This is a genomic window from Natrinema hispanicum (assembly GCF_004217335.1).
Classification (GTDB): Archaea; Halobacteriota; Halobacteria; order Halobacteriales; family Natrialbaceae; genus Natrinema; species Natrinema hispanicum.
Window position 1 is genome coordinate 19,058 of record NZ_SHMP01000004.1, and the last position, 17,085, is coordinate 36,142.

A 17,085-nucleotide genomic window follows, 5' to 3' on the forward strand; every position below is an offset into this window, starting at 1 on the left:
CTAACGCCATCTACCTGAATATCAAAATTTCAATACTGCCGCCGTCTTGCGTTCAACAGAGCAGCTCGAGTCCAACGTTGGGCAGTAGCACGACGCTATACGCCGTTATACGCTGCCTGCGTGTGGTTTGGTGTCGCTACACCGTACCAAGCGGCTGCATAACTATTGGTGAATCACCCATCGACAGACGTGCGGGGTTGCAAACCCCCGCCGGGTACACGCTCGGCTCAAGCGACGCGCTGACAGCCGATTGCGTGCGTTCGTGCCCGGATCGCTCGGACGTGGACTCGCCCCCGCTTCGAGTACGCTCATGTCTCTCACGCCCAGGGCGGCTCCCCCCGCTCCGCCCGGGGTTCCCCGATACGCGAATCGGAAAGTGCCAACTCACAACCGAACGAGCGACAGGTTGGGGCAAAGACGACGGTGACTGTGTTCTGTGCCATCGAGTGTCCCACATTCGACACTGCTGTCCGGTACGTACGATCGGCTCCCATCCTCGAGACGTGTCGGACAGTCCTCACTCTGAAATAAATAATAGCTGATGTATATACCAAGCTACTAGATTATCAATACGTTCCATCGTCGAAATTATGCGGGACTGGTAATTAGCCCCCTTCACGCCGAGATCATCACGGATGCAACTGTCTAGCTTCGCATAAATCAACGAACAAACGGTTGAAAGCCGCTTCAGAGCCGGAACGTATCACGCTGCTAGATGAGTCACGATTGCCCTATAAGCATGACGTAATACGCTGGGGATGAGAAAGAGTAATTCCGGTGAAAGCAGCAATCGAGCCGCTTTTGGGCCGTTTGAACCTCGGGTTCCGTACTGCTGGACTCGGAAGCGTAGTCACGATGCTCTGAACACTATGAGTACCTTCTTCTCAGTATTTCGTTTATTATTGAAATCAAATAGCTATCGTGTCTCGCGTAGCAGCGAACGCCCACATCGCGGTTTGGCTCCGTCGTCCCCATCACCACAACTGTCGGGTTCCTGTAGGTATGCTGCTCGGATATACCTGCTAGAATTACATTCCTATCCGTGTAATTGATCGCCGCCTTCCGAATCGACGACACGACTCTGGAACGGGATGCCGGCCGACATCGACGATGGGGTCGGCGACGGTTGCCGGTCGCGTCGACGAGCGAGTGGCTTTTGACCTGGCAGAGCGCGATCGTCGGTCAGGAACTGTCGCTCTGGGCGTCGACCGTCGCGACAGCCGCGAGGTTTACGATGTCTTTGACCTCGTCGCCACGCTGGAGCACGTGAACCGGCTTGTCCATGCCAACGAGCATCGGGCCAGTCGCGTCGGCCCCACCCAGCCGCTGGAGCAGCTTGTAGCCGATATTTCCTGCCTCGAGGTTCGGGAAGACCAGTACGTTCGCGGGCTGCTCCAACTCGGAGAACTCGTAGGTCCCAGTTACCATCTCTTCGAGGACGGCGGTATCGGCCTGCATTTCGCCATCAACGGGGAAGTCAATCGTGGGATCCTCGCGGAGCCGTCGGGCTGCCTCGCGGGGTTTGCGGGTGCCCTCGTTGTCGACGCTGCCGAAATCGGAGTACGAGAGCAACGCTGCGCGTGGCTCGACATCGAACCGCCGAGCCAACTCGGCCGTGTGGCGGGTGACTTCCTCGAGAACGTCTTCGTCGGGGGCCTGATTGACCGTCGCGTCGGCGACGAAGACCACACGATTCGTGAACGTCAGCATGTAGACGCCGGCCGCGTAGTCGGCGTCGGCGGCCGTGCCGATTACCTGCAGCGGCGGGCGCAGCGCCGACGGGTAGTGGTTCGTCAGCCCCGTCAACATCGCGTCGACGTCGCCACGATCGACCATGACGCTCCCGAAGTAGTTGGTATCGTCATGGATCAGCGACGTGGCCTCGCGGCGGGTGATGCCGTTTCGCTTCCGGCGCTCGTAGAGATGGTCGGCGTAGGCCGCGTACGCACCGCTCGTTGGGTCGACCACGTCGGGCTCGAACTCGAGACCGAGAGCTGCGACCGTCTCGCGGATTTCGTGCTCGTCACCGATCAGAACCGGGGTTGCGATTCCGCGGTCGACCATCTGTGAGGCTGCACGGATGATCGTCTCGTCGGTTCCCTCCGCCAGCGCGATCCGTTTCGGATCGGATTTGGCCTTGTTGAGGACGACGCGCATCATCTCGCGGGATTTCCCGAGTCGGGCCTCGAGTCGTTCGACGTATCGGTCGATGTCGAGATCGATGCGGGCTGCGCCTGACTCGATCGCCGCGCGGGCAACCGCGGGGGCGACTTCGAAGAGGACGCGCGCGTCGAGTGGCTTCGGAATGATGTAGTCGGGGCCGAACTGCAGCGGTTCGTCGCCGTAGGCTTTGACGACCGCGTCGGGCACGTCCTGTTTCGCGAGGTCGGCCAGCGCCCTCGCCGCTGCGACTTTCATGTCCTCGTTGATCTCGGTCGCGCGGACGTCGAGCGCACCGCGGAAGATGAAGGGAAAGCCCAGCACGTTGTTGACCTGATTGGGGTAGTCAGAGCGCCCGGTGGCCATGATGACGGTGTCGTCGCGGGCCGCTTTGGCTTCCTCGTAGCCGATTTCCGGGTCGGGATTGGCCATCGCGAAGATAATCGGGTCGTCGGCCATCGCTCGCACCATCTCTTGCGAAACGATACCGCCAGCTGAGAGGCCAACGAAGACGTCCGCGCCGACCATCGCGTCTGCCAGCTCCCCGTCGGGGCGGTCCTGTGCGAACGCTCTGTTGTACGGGTTGAGATCGCCGGCTTCGGCCCGCTCGGTCGTCAAGATCCCGTCGATGTCACACATCGTGATGTTCTCCCGTTTAACCCCCAGCGAGACGTAGAACCGCGCCGTCGCGACCGCGGCTGCACCTGCGCCCGCAAACGTTACCTCGAGGTCGGCGAGGTCTTTCCCCGAGATTTCGATGGCGTTGAGCAGCGCAGCCCCGCTGATGATGGCGGTGCCGTGTTGGTCGTCGTGGAAGACAGGGATCGACAGGCGCTCGCGGAGTCGTTCCTCGATAGCGAAACACTCGGGCGCTGCGATATCCTCGAGATTGATCCCGCCGAAGGTCGGTTCCATCGCGGCGACCGACTCGACGAACGCGTCGGTGTCGTCGTGGGCGAGTTCGATGTCGAAGACGTTGATGTCCGCGAAGCGCTTGAACAGGACACCCTTGCCCTCCATGACGGGTTTCGACGCCTGTGCACCGATATCGCCGAGCCCGAGGACGGCCGAGCCGTTCGAGATTACACCGACGAGGTTCCCTTTCGTCGTGTACTGGTAGGCGGCGGTCTCATCGTCGTCGATCTCGAGACACGGGGCAGCGACACCCGGCGAGTACGCAAGCGAGAGATCACGCTGCGTGTTCGTCGGCTTCGTCGTCGCGATTTCGATCTTGCCCGGTGGGTCGCCCCGATGGTACTCGAGCGCGTCTTCGTCCATTGGTCTGTCCGTGTGTCTCCGCTGCACCAGCAAAAGTGTACGGTTGTAGTCGAATATCCTTTCAATCGAAAACATACGTCGGCAAACCCGGCAGATCACGTCTGACGGTATCCTGACCGAAAATACACTCATCGTGTGTCACAACGCGATCGGCTCGGCAGCCACCCGCCGCTCGTTCGACACCGCGATTCGAGACGCCGGCCATCGATATTCTAACCACAACATTTGTACGACAGGCATCACTGGCATTCGGTATGACTGACGGCTCGAGTCGCCGCCAAACCAAAGTCGAGCGCGTGATAGACGAGTACGACCTCGAGTCGTGGGGTGACCGTCTCGAGGCGAAATGGGTCGGCGACGGGACGGAGCGAACGAGTCTTCGCGATCTTGCAGCCGAGTTCAACAGGGCGGTCCTTCGGGCAGCCGTCCGCGATGCTGGCGGCTCGATGGTCGAGTCCGACATCGAAACCCTCTACCGGACGCTGACTGACGACGACGTCTCCCGCTCCGAGACGGTCAGAAAGCGCCGTGAACTGGAACGAACGGGTGTCGATATCGATGCGGTCAGTTCGGACTTCGTCACGCATCAAACGATCTATACGTACCTGACGAACGTCCGCAATGCATCGCTTCCCGAAGCGGACACCGACGACCGACTCGAGCGAAAGACCGAGACCGTCCAGCGACTCGCCGGTCGAACGCAAGTCGTCACCGAATCCACACTCGAGGAGTTAGGCAATGCAGGCGAGATCGCGGACCGAGACTACGAGGTATTCGTCGACGTCCGTGCGATCTGTGGCAACTGTGGGGCTGATTACCCGATCGCGACACTGCTCGATCAGGGTGACTGCGACTGTGAGATCGCCGACGGCTCGTAGCGTGAGGCAGCCGGGGTTCCTGTAACCAAATAACATTTATACTGGCCGGCGAGAACCATCGATCGTGTCATCTCCAGCGTCAGTCTCCTCCTCGATTACCGTTCTGGCGGAGAATATCGGCGGTATCGACAGTACCGAGGTCACACTTACACCCGGTGTAAACGTGTTGACTGGCCGGAACGCGACGAACCGAACGTCGTTTCTCCAGACGATCATGGCGGCGCTGGGGAGCCGTCAGACCTCGCTCAAAGGTGACGCAGACGCCGGTCGCGTCGAACTGACACTCGACGGTCGGCAGTACACGCGTACACTCGAGCGATGCAACGGCGAGGTCGTCTTTGACGGCGAGCCCTATCTCGACGATCCCGAGCTTGCTGATCTCTTTGCCTTCCAACTCGAGTCCAACGAAGCACGCCGCGCCGTCAGAAGCGGTGATGACCTTCGCGAACTCATCATGCGCCCGATCGATACGGACGAGATCGAGGCCGAAATCGACTCCCTCGAGGCTGAAAAACGCGACCTCGATGACCGGCTCGAACACCTCGCCCAGCTCGAAACCGACCTTCCCGGGCTCGAAGAAGAACGGACCGCTCTCGACGACGAGATCGAGTCTGTAACCGACCGGATCTCCGCTCTCGAAACCGAACTCGACGAGTTCGAGGTCGACATCGAGGCGAGCCGCGCCCGGAAAGACGCGATCGAGTCGGCGTTTGCCGACCTGCAGGCGGCGCGAACCGAACTCGAGTCCATCGAGTACGATCTCGAGACCGAACGGGAGAGTTACGCCGAACTCGAAGCCGAACGCGACGAGCTGCAGGCGGAACTGGCCACCCTCGACGACGAGCAGCCATCGCCGGATCGACTCGAGGGACGGATTCAGGAGCTTCGCGCTCGGAAGCGGTCGCTCGATACGACCGTCAGCGAACTGCAGAGTGTGATCCGGTTCAACGAGGACCGTCTCACAGACGATGGCGTCGAGATCGAACTCGAGGAAGCAGCTGACTCGGAGGCCAAGACCGACGGCGACGTCACCGAGCAACTCCTCGCCGATGACGACGTCGTCTGCTGGACGTGTGGCTCACACGTCGATCGCGGCCGGATCGAGTCGACGCTCGAGCGGCTCCGGTCGCTCCGCCACCACAAACTCGAGGAACGGAGCGAGTTGCAGGCACAGATCGACGACCTCACGAGCCGCCGGAAAGCGCTTCGCGAGCGATCACAACGACGAGGCGAGATCGAAACGCGGCTCTCGGCGATCGAGGACGACCTCGAGCGTCGACAGCACCGCATCGAGGAACTCGAGGCCGAACGCGACGAACAGCGAGCCCGCATCGACGACCTCGAATCGGACGCCGACACGTTCGAGGACGCCGAGTATAGCGACATCATCGAGACCCACCGCGAACTGAACCGCCTCGAACTCGAACGCGAGAGTCTCGAGACCGAACGCGACGAGGTGCAGGCCCGAATCGACGAGATCGAGGCCACACTCGCAGACCGACACGACCTCGAGGATCGACGCGAGACCGTCGAGGAAGCCCTCACCGAGTGTCGGACCCGCGTCGACCGGCTCGAAGAAACCGCCGTCGATGCGTTCAACGAGCACATGGACTCGATTCTCTCGCTGCTCGAGTACGAGAACCTCGATCGCATCTGGATCGACCGCCGCGAGAAGACGGTTCGTGAGGGTCGTCAGACGGTCACGAAAACGGCGTTCGATCTACACATCGTCCGATCGACCGCGGATGGGACGAGCTACGAGGACACGATCGATCACCTCTCGGAGAGCGAGCGCGAGGTCACGGGCCTGGTCGTTGCACTCGCCGGCTATCTGGTTCACGATGTCTACGACGTCGTTCCGTTCATGCTACTCGATTCGCTCGAGGCGATCGATGCGGATCGGATCGCCGCCCTCGTCGAATACCTTGAGGACTACGCCGACTGTCTCGTCGTCGCCTTGCTCCGTGAGGACGCCGAAGCGCTCCCGGACTCGTATTCGTACGTGCGGGAGATATAGACACCACGCCACTGCGGGGCGCACACGCTACTCGTCGGTCTCTGCCAAATTCTCGAGGAAGGCATCGCCGAGGAGAACGACCAACAGCGCGCCGACGAGGTCGAACACGAGATCGAGAGCGGTGTCGACTTTCCCGTAGGAGACGAGCAGTGGTTCCCAGCCGAGGTGGTTCGCCGTCGCGTGGACAATGTACTCGGCGATCTCCCAGAGGACGCCGGCGCAGGCGACGACACCGAGGACTCGAGGGCCGGGGTCGTGATCGTTTCGCCGGGCGGCAGCGAATGTCAGCCCACCGAGCAGCGTTGCTGAATGGGTGTGTGTCATGTGGTCCCACCACCAGATATCATCGTACGGGCCGAGCATGCCGATGGCGTGGGTAAGCATCGCGCTGGTGAGATACACGCGTTGCCACGATCGGAAGGTCACGTCGTATCGGCGCTCGAGGCGGCCGGGAAGGTACGTCGCCACAAGCGCGATGAGTGCGTTGACGACCGCACCCGGGTCCCGCCGACGGTAGCCGATAGCGACCACGGCGAGAAGCGAATATCGGATCCCACGTTCGGCCTCTGTCGCTACCGAGGTCTGCATGTGTTTGCTCACAGGTTATAGCCGCAACTGATAATAGTTCCGACAGAAACGCGCCGACGCTGCCGTTCGATCGATCACTCGACGTATTCAGGGACGTACCGGGCGGGCAGCCGCGCAAGCATGTGATCCGGAATCGCTTGGAGCAGATAGCCCGCGATCAGCACTTCCGCGATCGCCGGGAGCAGCCGTCGCACGGCGGTATAGACGACCCCGATCAGCACGGCCGTGCCGACGATCATGCGGAGTGTGCCCTCGAGCGCGAACAGGAGCGGGACGGCGACGACCACCGAGAGGACCAGATCCTCGGGTGCGCCGTCGTACCGGATCCACCGTCGCGGTGCGAGCCAGCGGTCGTGGTAATGGTTGTAGACGGCCCGGCTCGAGGTTGCTTCCCACGGCCGGAGCTCGAGTCCGCCGCCGAAGACGTCCATCACGCTGTGAGCTGCCGCACCGAGGAGCCCCATCGCTGCAGCGATCGTCGCCGTCGTCGGGGCGAGCGCGGCGACCGGTGCTGCCACGGCGGCGAGTGCCGAGTAGTAGACCGGATAGTGCAGCGTCTTTCGGTGGCCGATATACATATCCAGATCCGGAATGAGGCCACCGAGCAACCCTGCAGTGAGCGCGATGTCGGCGTGCTCGGGGACGGCGACTGCGACGGGGAGTGCAAGCGCAAGTCCAACGAGCACGTGCGTTGGCAGCATCATTGTGTTACATTCCAGGCGACACAACCCTTTGAGTATGTCGGTTACAATGCTATGTCAACACTATCCATAGGTGTGCCCCACATCGCTGTCGACGTGTCGGCATGCAGGAGTCGTTGGGCTGGTGGATCGGTCAACTGGACCCGCTGTACACTCAGTATGGTGGTCGCTGTTGCCGGATGACGCCCGCGAGCTCCTGTTGTTCGTCCGCGAGGAGTTCGTTGAGGTCGTCGATCGTGATGATGCCCGTCAGAGTGCCGTCCGAGTCCGTCACGGGAAGCCGTCGAACGCCGTGTTCACTCATCAGTTCAGTGGCGTGGTAGAAGCCCGCTCGATCTTCGATCGTACACAGGTCCTTCGACATCACGTCTTCGGCGACGACCGTGCCCGGATCGGTTCCGGACGCGAGGATTTCCATCACCAGATCGCGGTCGGTCACGATTCCGACCGGCGCGTCGTCGTCAGTAATCACGACACAGCCGACGCCCTCGTCTTGCATCGTCGCTGCGAGTTCCTGAATCGATTCGTCGGGTGCGGCGGTGACAATGTCGCTCCGAGCGAGATTCTGGACTGGCATGGGTGGCTCACTCGTCGGTCCCACGACCAGTAGCATAATCCCTCGCAGCTATCAATGTGCCAACCTGATCGACAGTCCTCTCTTCCGGTCGCACACACCACCTCAGATCATGGCTCACCATATCTGGTCTGCAACGGCGTAGCGACCAACTGTGCGCTCGAGTACGAGACTCTCAGCTAGTCGCAGCCGGGAAGATCTGACAGGCTGACTGACGGAGCTTTTATTTGGTTGTGTATGGTAGTTTTGTCGTGGTAAGCGTGAAGTCAACTACCTCTAAACAGAAAAACCTGTACGAATGTATGGTCTGCGGAGCGCGAACGAAAGCACGTCATCAAGCCGCCTGTGCGCACTGTGCGGGAGAGATGCAGAACCTCAGCAATACGCGGGAGTGAATCGGAGCGATCGCTCGTCGCCCGGTGTGCGACCTGCGGTCCCGCGCTTGTTCACCCAGGAAGCGTTTTCACTGATCGGAGCTCGATGTCACACGTCTCGCGCCTATCCATCAGACTGCCAACGTGTTGCTCCGTCCGGAGCCATTCTTTGACGAGCTCGTTGACGTTGTGAACGAGGATAGCGACGGTCACCAGTGTCGTCATCAGATTGATCCGAAGCGGGGCGGGCCGCCAATCGACGCACCGAGGATACCGCCCGTGATGCCGACGACGGTCAGCGCGACGACCGCCAGCCCGATGACGACGCCCGGTAGCCCGTCTCATACGGACTCCTGTCAGTCAGTGCCGGCCGGCCGCGACCGTCCTGCGGGCCCACCGGGACATCGGGACAGCAGCCCGTCTCAGTCGTCGATCTCACGTGTGGTCGCCTGCGAGAGGTACGCCGCCAGGATCGCGGTCTGGATCGTCCGCAGATCCGCCGCTTGAATCGTTGCCGCCGCCTGAAAGCGTTCGCGGGCGTTCGCGACCGTCTGTGGCTCGGCAGCGAGATACGCGAGGTCGAACGCGTCGGCGTCGACCTCGCGGGCAGTTTCGAAGGCCGCCTCGTCGTAGAGGTCGGCAAATTCAGTGACGAGGTCTGAAACGAGCCTGTCGGTCGCGTCAGCACCCGGATCACCCTCGGGGATCGTCGACTCCGACGGGTCGAAGTAGCTCTCGTAGTCGACGACGCCGGCCGCTTCGTACAGGTAGTCGGCGAGCGCGTCGAACACGTCCTGAGAGACGTAGACACCGAACAGCTTGTACCGATCGTCGGCGGTCATCACATCGGGGTTCTGTGCCGAGACCCATCAAACGTCGCCTTCGAGACGGCTATCCGTCTCACGCAAGCGCACGCAGAATTGAATAAAATGTCCCGTCGCGCCGCTTAGGCCGTCTTCTTGACGTAGTGTTTGTAGACGTCGCCGTCCTCGACTTGCTCGAGCAGCTCAACGCCGTCCGTGCCAGTCGCCCAGCCGTCGAGGTCGCTCATGCTCCCCGAATCCGTGGCGACTACCTCGAGGATCTCGCCGTCGGCGAGGTCGTCGATGGCAGACTTCGTTTGGACAACCGGCATGGGACACGATGCACCTTTCACGTCGAGCGTCTCCGCGATCTGGTATTCCGAACTCATAGTTTTGTGTGCTCTCTTGGAGCTATTCCACAATATCGACTACGGCTTCAAAAGGTTGTTGATTCTTGTGGAGTATGCAAACAACTGCACAAAATACAAACGCGGCAAATAGCTCATACGGACACAGTATTCCAATCTACCCATTGTTTGGCGAGCCAGTATTGTGCGATAGTAGAACGACCATGCAAAGCTTTATGTGGAACGGGACAGTACTCGTTGGTGTACACAATGGACGACACGGACTTCCCAACCCCAGACGTCGAGGTCGAATCGATCACCCCCAGCGAACTCAAAGCGAGCATCGATGCGGGCGAGGACGTAACGCTCCTCGACGTACGCGCCAACTCGGAGTACGAGGAGTGGCACATCGACGGCGACAGCGTCGAGTCGATCAACATCCCCTACTTCGAGTTCCTCGAGGACGAGATCGACGAGGACGTTCTTGCACAGATCCCCGACGACCGTGAAGTGACGGTCCTCTGTGCGAAGGGTGGCTCGAGCGAGTTCGTCGCAGCCACGCTCAAAGACCGTGGCTACGACGCAAACCAGCTCGAAGACGGGATGAACGGCTGGGCGCGCATCTACGAGCGCGTCGAGGTCTCGGAGTACGACGGCGCGGGCACGCTCTACCAGTACCAGCGTCCCTCCTCGGGCTGTCTGGGCTACCTCGTCGTCGACGGCGGCGAGGCCGCGGTCATCGATCCACTGCGCGCGTTCACGGATCGCTACCTCAACGACGCTGAGGAACTCGGCGTCGACCTGCAGTACGCGATCGACACGCACATCCACGCCGACCACATCTCCGGCGTGCGTGCACTCGACGCCGTCGGCGTCGAAGGCGTCATCCCTGACGCGTCGGTCCAGCGTGGCGTCACCTACGCCGACGAGATGACCCTCGCCGAGGACGGCGACGAGTTCGAAGTCGGCGACGCGACGATCGAGACGGTCTACACGCCCGGGCACACCTCCGGCATGACCTCGTACCTGGTCGACGACTCGCTGCTGGCGACCGGTGACGGCCTGTTCATCGAAAGCGTCGCCCGTCCCGACCTCGAGGAAGGCGACGACGGCGCACCCGAAGCCGCAGCCCAGCTCTACGAGAGCCTGCAAGAGCGCGTGCTGACGCTACCCGACGACACGCTGATCGGTGGCGCACACTTCAGCGACGCCGCCGAGCCCGCCGACGATGGCACTTACACCGCTCCGATCGGTCAGCTCGAGGAGGAGATGGACGCGCTCACGATGGACGAAGACGACTTCGTCGAGCTCATCCTCTCGGACATGCCCCCACGGCCGGCTAACTACGAGGACATCATCCCGACGAACCTCGGCCAGCAGGAGGCCGACGACGACGAAGCATTCGAACTCGAGCTCGGCCCGAACAACTGTGCCGCCAGCCAGGAATCGCTGGCAGGCGACTAAGCGGAGCCGATCGATACCGGTTCGCCCGATCACCTCTCGGATCGTCCGTGGCGACTCATCCCATGCGCTCGAGTTAGACGGCTGTGTGACAGCAGCCGGTGACTCGATCTTTCCTGATTCCCGGATCCTCGTTTCGCGTTTCGACTTCTCGTATTCGTGGCTCTACGTGCCAGATTTCTATGTCACAATCTCGACATTAGCCCTGAAATGCTCGAGCACCGGACCGTCAGCCCATCGTTTACGACATAGCCGTTCCCACTCCGGGGTACGACTATAGGGATCGCGCTGGAATACCGTGGCGATGGCTGACCCGCCACACGAGCAGCCGTGGTCACGGGTTCTCGAGGACCTCGAGTCGAACCCCAACGGACTGACGAGCGACGAGGTGCGCCGGCGACGGGAGGAGTACGGTGCGAACGATATCATCGAAGGCGGCGGGCGGACGCCGGTCGACATTTTTATCGCTCAGTTCGACAGCGTCCTGATCTGGGTGCTGATCGTCGCGGCCGTGCTCTCGGTCTGGGCGGACCACACTGTCGACGCAGTTCTGATCGGCATTATCGTCATCGCAAACGGGATCTTCGGCTTCGTCCAGGACTACCGCGCCGAGCGAAGCCTCGAGTCGCTGCGCGAGATGGCCGCGCCGACGGCTACCGTCCGCCGAGACGGCGAGGTCGTCGAGATCGATGCCCAGGAGATCGTCCCCGGCGATATCGTCGTCTTGCGAGGCGGCGACGTCGTCCCCGCCGACGGTCGGTTGCTCGAGGAGACCGACCTTCAGGTCGACGAGGCGGCGCTGACCGGCGAGAGTGTCCCGGTCTCGAAGTCAACCGCACCGGTCGAGTCGGAGACGCCGATCGCAGAGCGGACGAGTGTGGTCTATAAGGGGACGAACGTCACCCGCGGCAAGGGTGTGGCCGTCATTACCGAGACTGGGATGGAGACGGCGGTCGGTGCGATTGCCCGCGAACTCGCCATGACTGAGGAGACGCAGACGCCGTTACAGACCGAGCTCGACCAGCTGGGTCGCATGCTCGGCGGTGGCGTTCTCGTCCTTTCTGCACTGGTTGCCCCGCTGTTGCTCCTACGCGGGACTGCTGCGATCCAGGCCGCGCTTACGGCCGTCTCGCTGGCTGTCGCCGCCATTCCAGAGGGGTTGCCGGCAGTGGTCACGCTTGCGCTCGCGCTCGGCGTCCGGCGGATGTCCGACGAGAACGCACTCGTCCGTCGACTTCCGGCGGTGGAGGCGCTGGGCGCTGTCGACGTCGTCTGTACGGACAAGACCGGGACGCTCACGAAGGGACAGATGACCGTCAGCAGACTCTGGGTCAACGACATGGTCCTCGATCTCGACGGCAAGACAGGGGACACGCAACGCGCTGACCGTGAAGATCTGCTCTTACAAATTGGTGCACTCTGTAACGACGCGACGCTCGAGAGTGGTGATCCGACCGAGCAGGCCTTACTCGAGGCGGCAGACCGTCGGGGGATCGATCTCGAGGACCTGCGGGACGAGTATCCCCGGAGTGGTGAGGTGCCGTTCTCCTCGGATCGAAAGTGGATGGGGACGGTCCACGACGACGTCGGCTACGTCAAAGGTGCGCCGGAGGTCGTCGTCGACCACTGCGACCGAATTCTGACCGCCGACGGGCCGGTGGCGCTGACCGACGACAGTCGCGACCGGATTGAGACGACGGTTCGCGAGTTCGGCGACGACGCGCTGCGTGTGCTGGCGATGGCCTACTGTGAGGAGCCAACTGGTCCCGACGACCTCGCTGACGGACTGACGTTCGTCGGACTCGCTGGCATGATCGATCCACCTCGAGAGGAAGTCGCCGATGCGATCGCAGCGACGGAACACGCCGGCATCGACGTGAAGATGGTGACCGGGGATAACGTCCGCACGGCCGGTGCGATCGCCAGCGGACTCGGGATCGGCGCTGAAGTGCTCACGGGACGGGAGATCGAACGGATGGACGACGAGGGGCTGCGCGAGCGCGTCGAGGCCGTCGATGTCTTCGCGCGCACGTCGCCAGAACACAAGGTACGCATCCTGCAGGCGCTGCAAGACCGAGGTCACAACGTGGCGATGACCGGCGACGGCGTCAACGACGCGCCGGCGCTGAAAAACGCCGACATCGGCGTCGCGATGGGAATCCGCGGGACGGACGTCGCTAGACAGGCCTCGGATATGGTCTTGCTCGACGACAACTACGCGACGATCGAGCGTGCGATCGAGCGCGGGCGAACGATCTTCGATAACATCTGGAAGTTCGTTGCCTACCTTCTCAGTGCGAACATCGGCGAGGTGGCGCTCGTCTTCATCGCATCGCTGTACGGCTATCTCATCCTGCCTGCAGTGCAGTTGCTATGGATCAACCTGGTGACCGACGGGTTGCCGGCGCTGGCACTCGGTTCGGATCCGAAAAGTGAGGACGTGATGGACCGATCGCCACGCGACCGCGAGCAGGGGATCATCGGTCGCGCGATGCTCGTCATGATCGGCGGAATGGGTGCCGTGACCACGATCGTCCTCCTCGCACTCATGTTCTACACTCTCGAGGGAGCATCCGCCGTCACCCCACGCACGATGACGCTTGTCTTCACCGGCTTCGTCTTCCTCGAACTCATCGGGCTCTACGTTATCCGGTGGCTGCGCGAGACGCCGGTGCTATCGAACAACTGGCTCACGGCGTCCGTCGCGGTCTCGATCCTGCTGCACCTCTCGGTGTTGTATACCCCGCTTTCCCAGTATTTCGGGACGGTGCCACTCGACATGGCCGACTGGGGCCTCATCGCCGTCGTCCTCGCTGTTTGTCTGCCAGGATATCTCGGGGTTGCCGTCTTCGTCAGGCGCATGCAGGACTGAGCACGGTTTAGAGCGGCTGGCCGACCACTGCTGTCCGGAGCACAGCGCCGTGACACGCGAGTCGCGATTCGAATCACGTCGTTCGGATATCGGCCGTCGACCTCGAGCGGCTCGTCCTCGAGACGGTCGTTCGCCAGCCATTGGTATCCATTAGCTATACCGATGGGTGCTGTAGTGTCGAATATGGACAATCCCTTTCGCCGAGACACCGACGAAACGGATCGACTCATTGCGCTGAGCGATGGTGTGATCGCGATCGCGATCACGCTGTTAGTGCTCGAAATCACGGTCCCGACCGTCCCGGCGGGGAGTTCACTGTCGATCCTTCCTGAGCTCGTCATCGAGCAGTGGGACGAGTTCGTCGGCTACGCGCTGAGTTTTCTGGTTATCGGGCTCTACTGGATGCTTCACCGTCACGTCTTCGTCCACATCGAACAGCACGATCGAGGGCTTCTCTGGCTCAATCTCCTATTTTTGCTGATGGTCGCGTTCGTTCCGTACGGGACGAGTCTGTTCACCACCTATCCGAATCAGTTCGGGATCTCAGTTTATGCGGGCGTGTTGGCACTGACTGGGTTCAGTCTCGCGCTCCTGTGGAACTACGCGTCACGGCAGGATCTCTTGGAGGAGGGGCTCACGTCTCGGATCGTGCTCGTTCAGGAAGCTCGGTTTTTCGCCTCACCACTGGTGTTCATCCTCTCGATCGCTGTTGCGGCAGTCGATCCGACACTGGCCGTTCTCACCTGGGGGCTCCTGGTTCCGATAAACGCCGTCTTACAGTCACGGCTCGTCGATAGTCTAGAGCAGGCATCGCAACGGCCCCTGTGAGTGTTCATCACTGGGTTTGGGACACTTGACGGCCGAGGTGTGTCCGGATCGGCGACTGGCAAACAAGGGCGAGAGTTTCTTGTACTGAAAGCGACTACGGAACGATTTCTACGCGTCGCTCTGCTCGCTCGCGGTCGGGGGTTGTGTTATCGCGCTTCTGTTTTATACGTGCGTTCGGCGTATCGTCCCTATGCGGCTCGTGCAGGTGTTGATCCCGGAGGGGAACCGCGATTCGGTCGTGGCGGCATTGGACGAACAGGAACTCGACTACGCTATCTTCGAGGAGACGGGCCGCGGCGAGTTCGAAGCGATGGTGCAGTTCCCGGTGCCGCCGACTGGCGTCGAGCCCGTGCTCGATGACCTGCGTGCCGCTGGCGTCAGCGAGAGCGCGTACACCATCGTGTTACCGACCGAGACCGTCGTCTCGACGCGAATACAGGCGCTGCAGGCGCTCTATCCCGGGGACCGTCTCTCGCGTGATGAGTTGAAGGCGAACGCAGAGAGTCTCGCACCTGAGCTCTCGACGTATTTCGCGTTCATCGTGCTCAGTACTGTCATCGCCACGGGAGGGCTGTTACTTGACTCCTCGGCAACGATCATCGGCGCGATGGTCGTCGCACCGCTGATGGGACCGGCGATCACCGCAAGCGCCGGCAGCGTGCTGGCGGATCGCGAGCTGACGACACGGGGCATCACGCTGCAGGTCACCGGTCTTCTGCTTGCGATCGCCGTCGCCGCCGCGCTCGGGGTACTCCTCAAGGGAACGGTGATTGTCCCACCCGGAACCGACATCCGGACGATCCCGCAGGTCGCAGAGCGAACGAGTCCTGACTTCCTCTCGCTGTTTATTGCGTTCGGCTCGGGAATCGCCGGCGCGATCAGCGTCTCGCGTGGCTCCGGGTCGACGCTTGTGGGCGTCGCAATCGCGGTCGCGCTTATCCCACCTGCGGCGACGGCAGGGCTCGGCATCGCGTGGGAATACGCCGGCGTGGCCGCGAGCGCCTCGGTGCTGGTGTTGGTCAATCTCCTGGCAATCAACCTCTCTGCGCTGGCAATCTTCTGGCTCAGTGGGTATCGGCCCGAGCTGACCGACCAGCATGGAACTGTGCGTGCGTCGGTGCTCAGGCGCGGTGCGGTGCTCGTCATCGCGCTCGTCGGGCTGTCGGTCGTGCTTGGGCTGGTCACGCTCGCCGCCTACCAGACGACGACGTTCGAGCAGCAGGCGACCGCTGAAACGGAACAGTTCTTCGACGAGCCCGAACTCTCGGAATACGAACTCGAGAGCGTGGAAGTCGACTACAATACCCAGGACCTCCTCCTCGGACACGATCCAACCGTCACGGTCATCGCCGGACGGCCGACTGTCGAATCCGTTCCGCCGGATCTCGCGGATCGTCTCGATCGCCGCCTCGAGGAGCGGTCCGGAGAGGACGTCGCCGTTCGGATCGGATTCATTATCGGTCAGGAGTCCGACCCGATTCCGCCGACGACCGGGACCTCGACGAGTGCGGTGGCGACTAGTACGCCCCATGCGGAGTGGCCGCTCGTATCGGTCGGTCCAGACGTGTCGGGCGGAGCCACAAAAACGGTTGGCGACCGATTCACGCCGCAGTGGCCGTTTCGTCGCTGATGACGCGCCGCTCGGCCGAGCCGACAGACAGCAACGCGACGCCGCTGACGACCAGGTTGACGCCGAGTAACACACCGATCGCCCACAGCGCGGTCGACGGCCAACCGGCCCAGAGCAAGCCGGCCAGCAGGAGTCCGATCACGCCGCTGACGGCGATCCACAGCCCGTTGGCTTCACGTGGCATGCTCAGCCCGGCGACGATCTCGAAAATCCCTGCTACGAACAGGTACGCGATCACGAGCAGCGTCAGCGTCGTCAGCCCGACTACCGGGTTCGCAAGCAGGCTGATCCCCGCAATGACGTAAATCACTGCGAGAATCAACTGGACTACGCTGCCAGTCCAGCCGGGAACCGAGAACGCGTGGGCCACGTGGGCGAAGCCGCCGATCACGAGCAATGCACCGAGGAGCAACGACACCGATATCCCAGTGACGAACGGAAACAGGATCGCGAGCACGCCGAGGACGACCAGCAAGACGCCGCCGCCGGCTGGGACGCGCCAATCGTGATCGGAATCGATACTAGTCGACTGGTCCGCTACAGTGTCTGTCATTGTCTCTCACCCAGTATACGA

At 62.0% G+C, this 17,085-nt stretch carries 15 protein-coding genes; 7 read left to right on the forward strand and 8 right to left on the reverse strand.

Annotated features, from left to right (window positions below):
• Positions 1 to 1,182: 1,182 nt before the first annotated feature.
• Positions 1,183 to 3,438, reverse strand: coding sequence for an NADP-dependent malic enzyme (locus BDK88_RS07145; protein ID WP_130499841.1), 2,256 nt, complete (start codon positions 3,436 to 3,438; stop codon positions 1,183 to 1,185).
• A 254-nt stretch (positions 3,439 to 3,692) separates the two neighbouring features.
• Between BDK88_RS07145 and rdfA the strand changes: the two genes are divergently transcribed.
• Positions 3,693 to 4,316: a rod-determining factor RdfA gene (rdfA, locus tag BDK88_RS07150; protein WP_130499842.1), complete on the forward strand. Its 624-nt coding sequence runs from the start codon at positions 3,693 to 3,695 to the stop codon at positions 4,314 to 4,316.
• Positions 4,317 to 4,380: 64 nt separating this feature from the next.
• On the forward strand, positions 4,381 to 6,333 hold the full coding sequence (locus BDK88_RS07155; protein WP_130499843.1) for an archaea-specific SMC-related protein: 1,953 nt from the start codon (positions 4,381 to 4,383) through the stop codon (positions 6,331 to 6,333).
• A gap of 27 nt (positions 6,334 to 6,360) precedes the next feature.
• On the opposite strand, the gene BDK88_RS07160 is transcribed toward BDK88_RS07155, so the two are convergent.
• From BDK88_RS07160 to BDK88_RS07170, 3 genes are all read right to left on the reverse strand, one after another.
• On the reverse strand, positions 6,361 to 6,921 hold the full coding sequence (locus BDK88_RS07160) for a hypothetical protein (RefSeq protein WP_130499844.1): 561 nt from the start codon (positions 6,919 to 6,921) through the stop codon (positions 6,361 to 6,363).
• 74 nt (positions 6,922 to 6,995) lie between these two features.
• Positions 6,996 to 7,625: a metal-dependent hydrolase gene (locus BDK88_RS07165; protein WP_130499845.1), complete on the reverse strand. Its 630-nt coding sequence runs from the start codon at positions 7,623 to 7,625 to the stop codon at positions 6,996 to 6,998.
• A gap of 151 nt (positions 7,626 to 7,776) precedes the next feature.
• Positions 7,777 to 8,199, reverse strand: coding sequence for a CBS domain-containing protein (locus BDK88_RS07170; RefSeq protein ID WP_008012765.1), 423 nt, complete (start codon positions 8,197 to 8,199; stop codon positions 7,777 to 7,779).
• A 230-nt stretch (positions 8,200 to 8,429) separates the two neighbouring features.
• On the opposite strand from BDK88_RS07170, the gene BDK88_RS22280 reads away from it, so the two are divergent.
• Positions 8,430 to 8,591 (forward strand): rubrerythrin-like domain-containing protein, encoded by a 162-nt coding sequence (locus BDK88_RS22280; protein WP_394342671.1) that lies wholly within the window; start codon positions 8,430 to 8,432, stop codon positions 8,589 to 8,591.
• A gap of 51 nt (positions 8,592 to 8,642) precedes the next feature.
• Here BDK88_RS22280 and BDK88_RS21105 read toward each other — a convergent pair whose 3' ends face one another.
• The 3 genes from BDK88_RS21105 to BDK88_RS07185 all read right to left on the reverse strand — a co-directional run bounded on the left by BDK88_RS21105 (position 8,643) and on the right by BDK88_RS07185 (position 9,762).
• Positions 8,643 to 8,795: a hypothetical protein gene (locus tag BDK88_RS21105; RefSeq protein ID WP_165396919.1), complete on the reverse strand. Its 153-nt coding sequence runs from the start codon at positions 8,793 to 8,795 to the stop codon at positions 8,643 to 8,645.
• A gap of 197 nt (positions 8,796 to 8,992) precedes the next feature.
• The gene (locus BDK88_RS07180; protein WP_130499847.1) at positions 8,993 to 9,412 is read right to left on the reverse strand and encodes a hypothetical protein; all 420 of its coding nucleotides are present in this window, start codon (positions 9,410 to 9,412) and stop codon (positions 8,993 to 8,995) included.
• A gap of 104 nt (positions 9,413 to 9,516) precedes the next feature.
• Positions 9,517 to 9,762, reverse strand: coding sequence for a sulfurtransferase TusA family protein (locus tag BDK88_RS07185; RefSeq protein ID WP_008012761.1), 246 nt, complete (start codon positions 9,760 to 9,762; stop codon positions 9,517 to 9,519).
• A gap of 228 nt (positions 9,763 to 9,990) precedes the next feature.
• Between BDK88_RS07185 and BDK88_RS07190 the strand changes: the two genes are divergently transcribed.
• The 4 genes from BDK88_RS07190 to BDK88_RS07205 all read left to right on the forward strand — a co-directional run bounded on the left by BDK88_RS07190 (position 9,991) and on the right by BDK88_RS07205 (position 16,511).
• Positions 9,991 to 11,184, forward strand: coding sequence for an MBL fold metallo-hydrolase (locus BDK88_RS07190; protein WP_130499848.1), 1,194 nt, complete (start codon positions 9,991 to 9,993; stop codon positions 11,182 to 11,184).
• A 301-nt stretch (positions 11,185 to 11,485) separates the two neighbouring features.
• Complete coding sequence (locus BDK88_RS07195; protein WP_130499849.1) at positions 11,486 to 14,053, forward strand: calcium-translocating P-type ATPase, PMCA-type; 2,568 nt, start codon at positions 11,486 to 11,488, stop codon at positions 14,051 to 14,053.
• A 183-nt stretch (positions 14,054 to 14,236) separates the two neighbouring features.
• A complete protein-coding gene (locus BDK88_RS07200; protein ID WP_130499850.1) occupies positions 14,237 to 14,881 on the forward strand; it encodes a TMEM175 family protein in 645 nt (214 codons plus the stop codon).
• Between the two features lie 190 nt (positions 14,882 to 15,071).
• Positions 15,072 to 16,511, forward strand: a complete 1,440-nt coding sequence (locus BDK88_RS07205) for a TIGR00341 family protein (protein WP_130499851.1) — start codon at positions 15,072 to 15,074, stop codon at positions 16,509 to 16,511.
• Here BDK88_RS07205 and BDK88_RS07210 read toward each other — a convergent pair.
• Positions 16,483 to 17,064, reverse strand: coding sequence for an HdeD family acid-resistance protein (locus BDK88_RS07210; RefSeq protein WP_130499852.1), 582 nt, complete (start codon positions 17,062 to 17,064; stop codon positions 16,483 to 16,485). The genes BDK88_RS07205 and BDK88_RS07210 overlap by 29 nt on opposite strands.
• Positions 17,065 to 17,085: the final 21 nt, after the last annotated feature.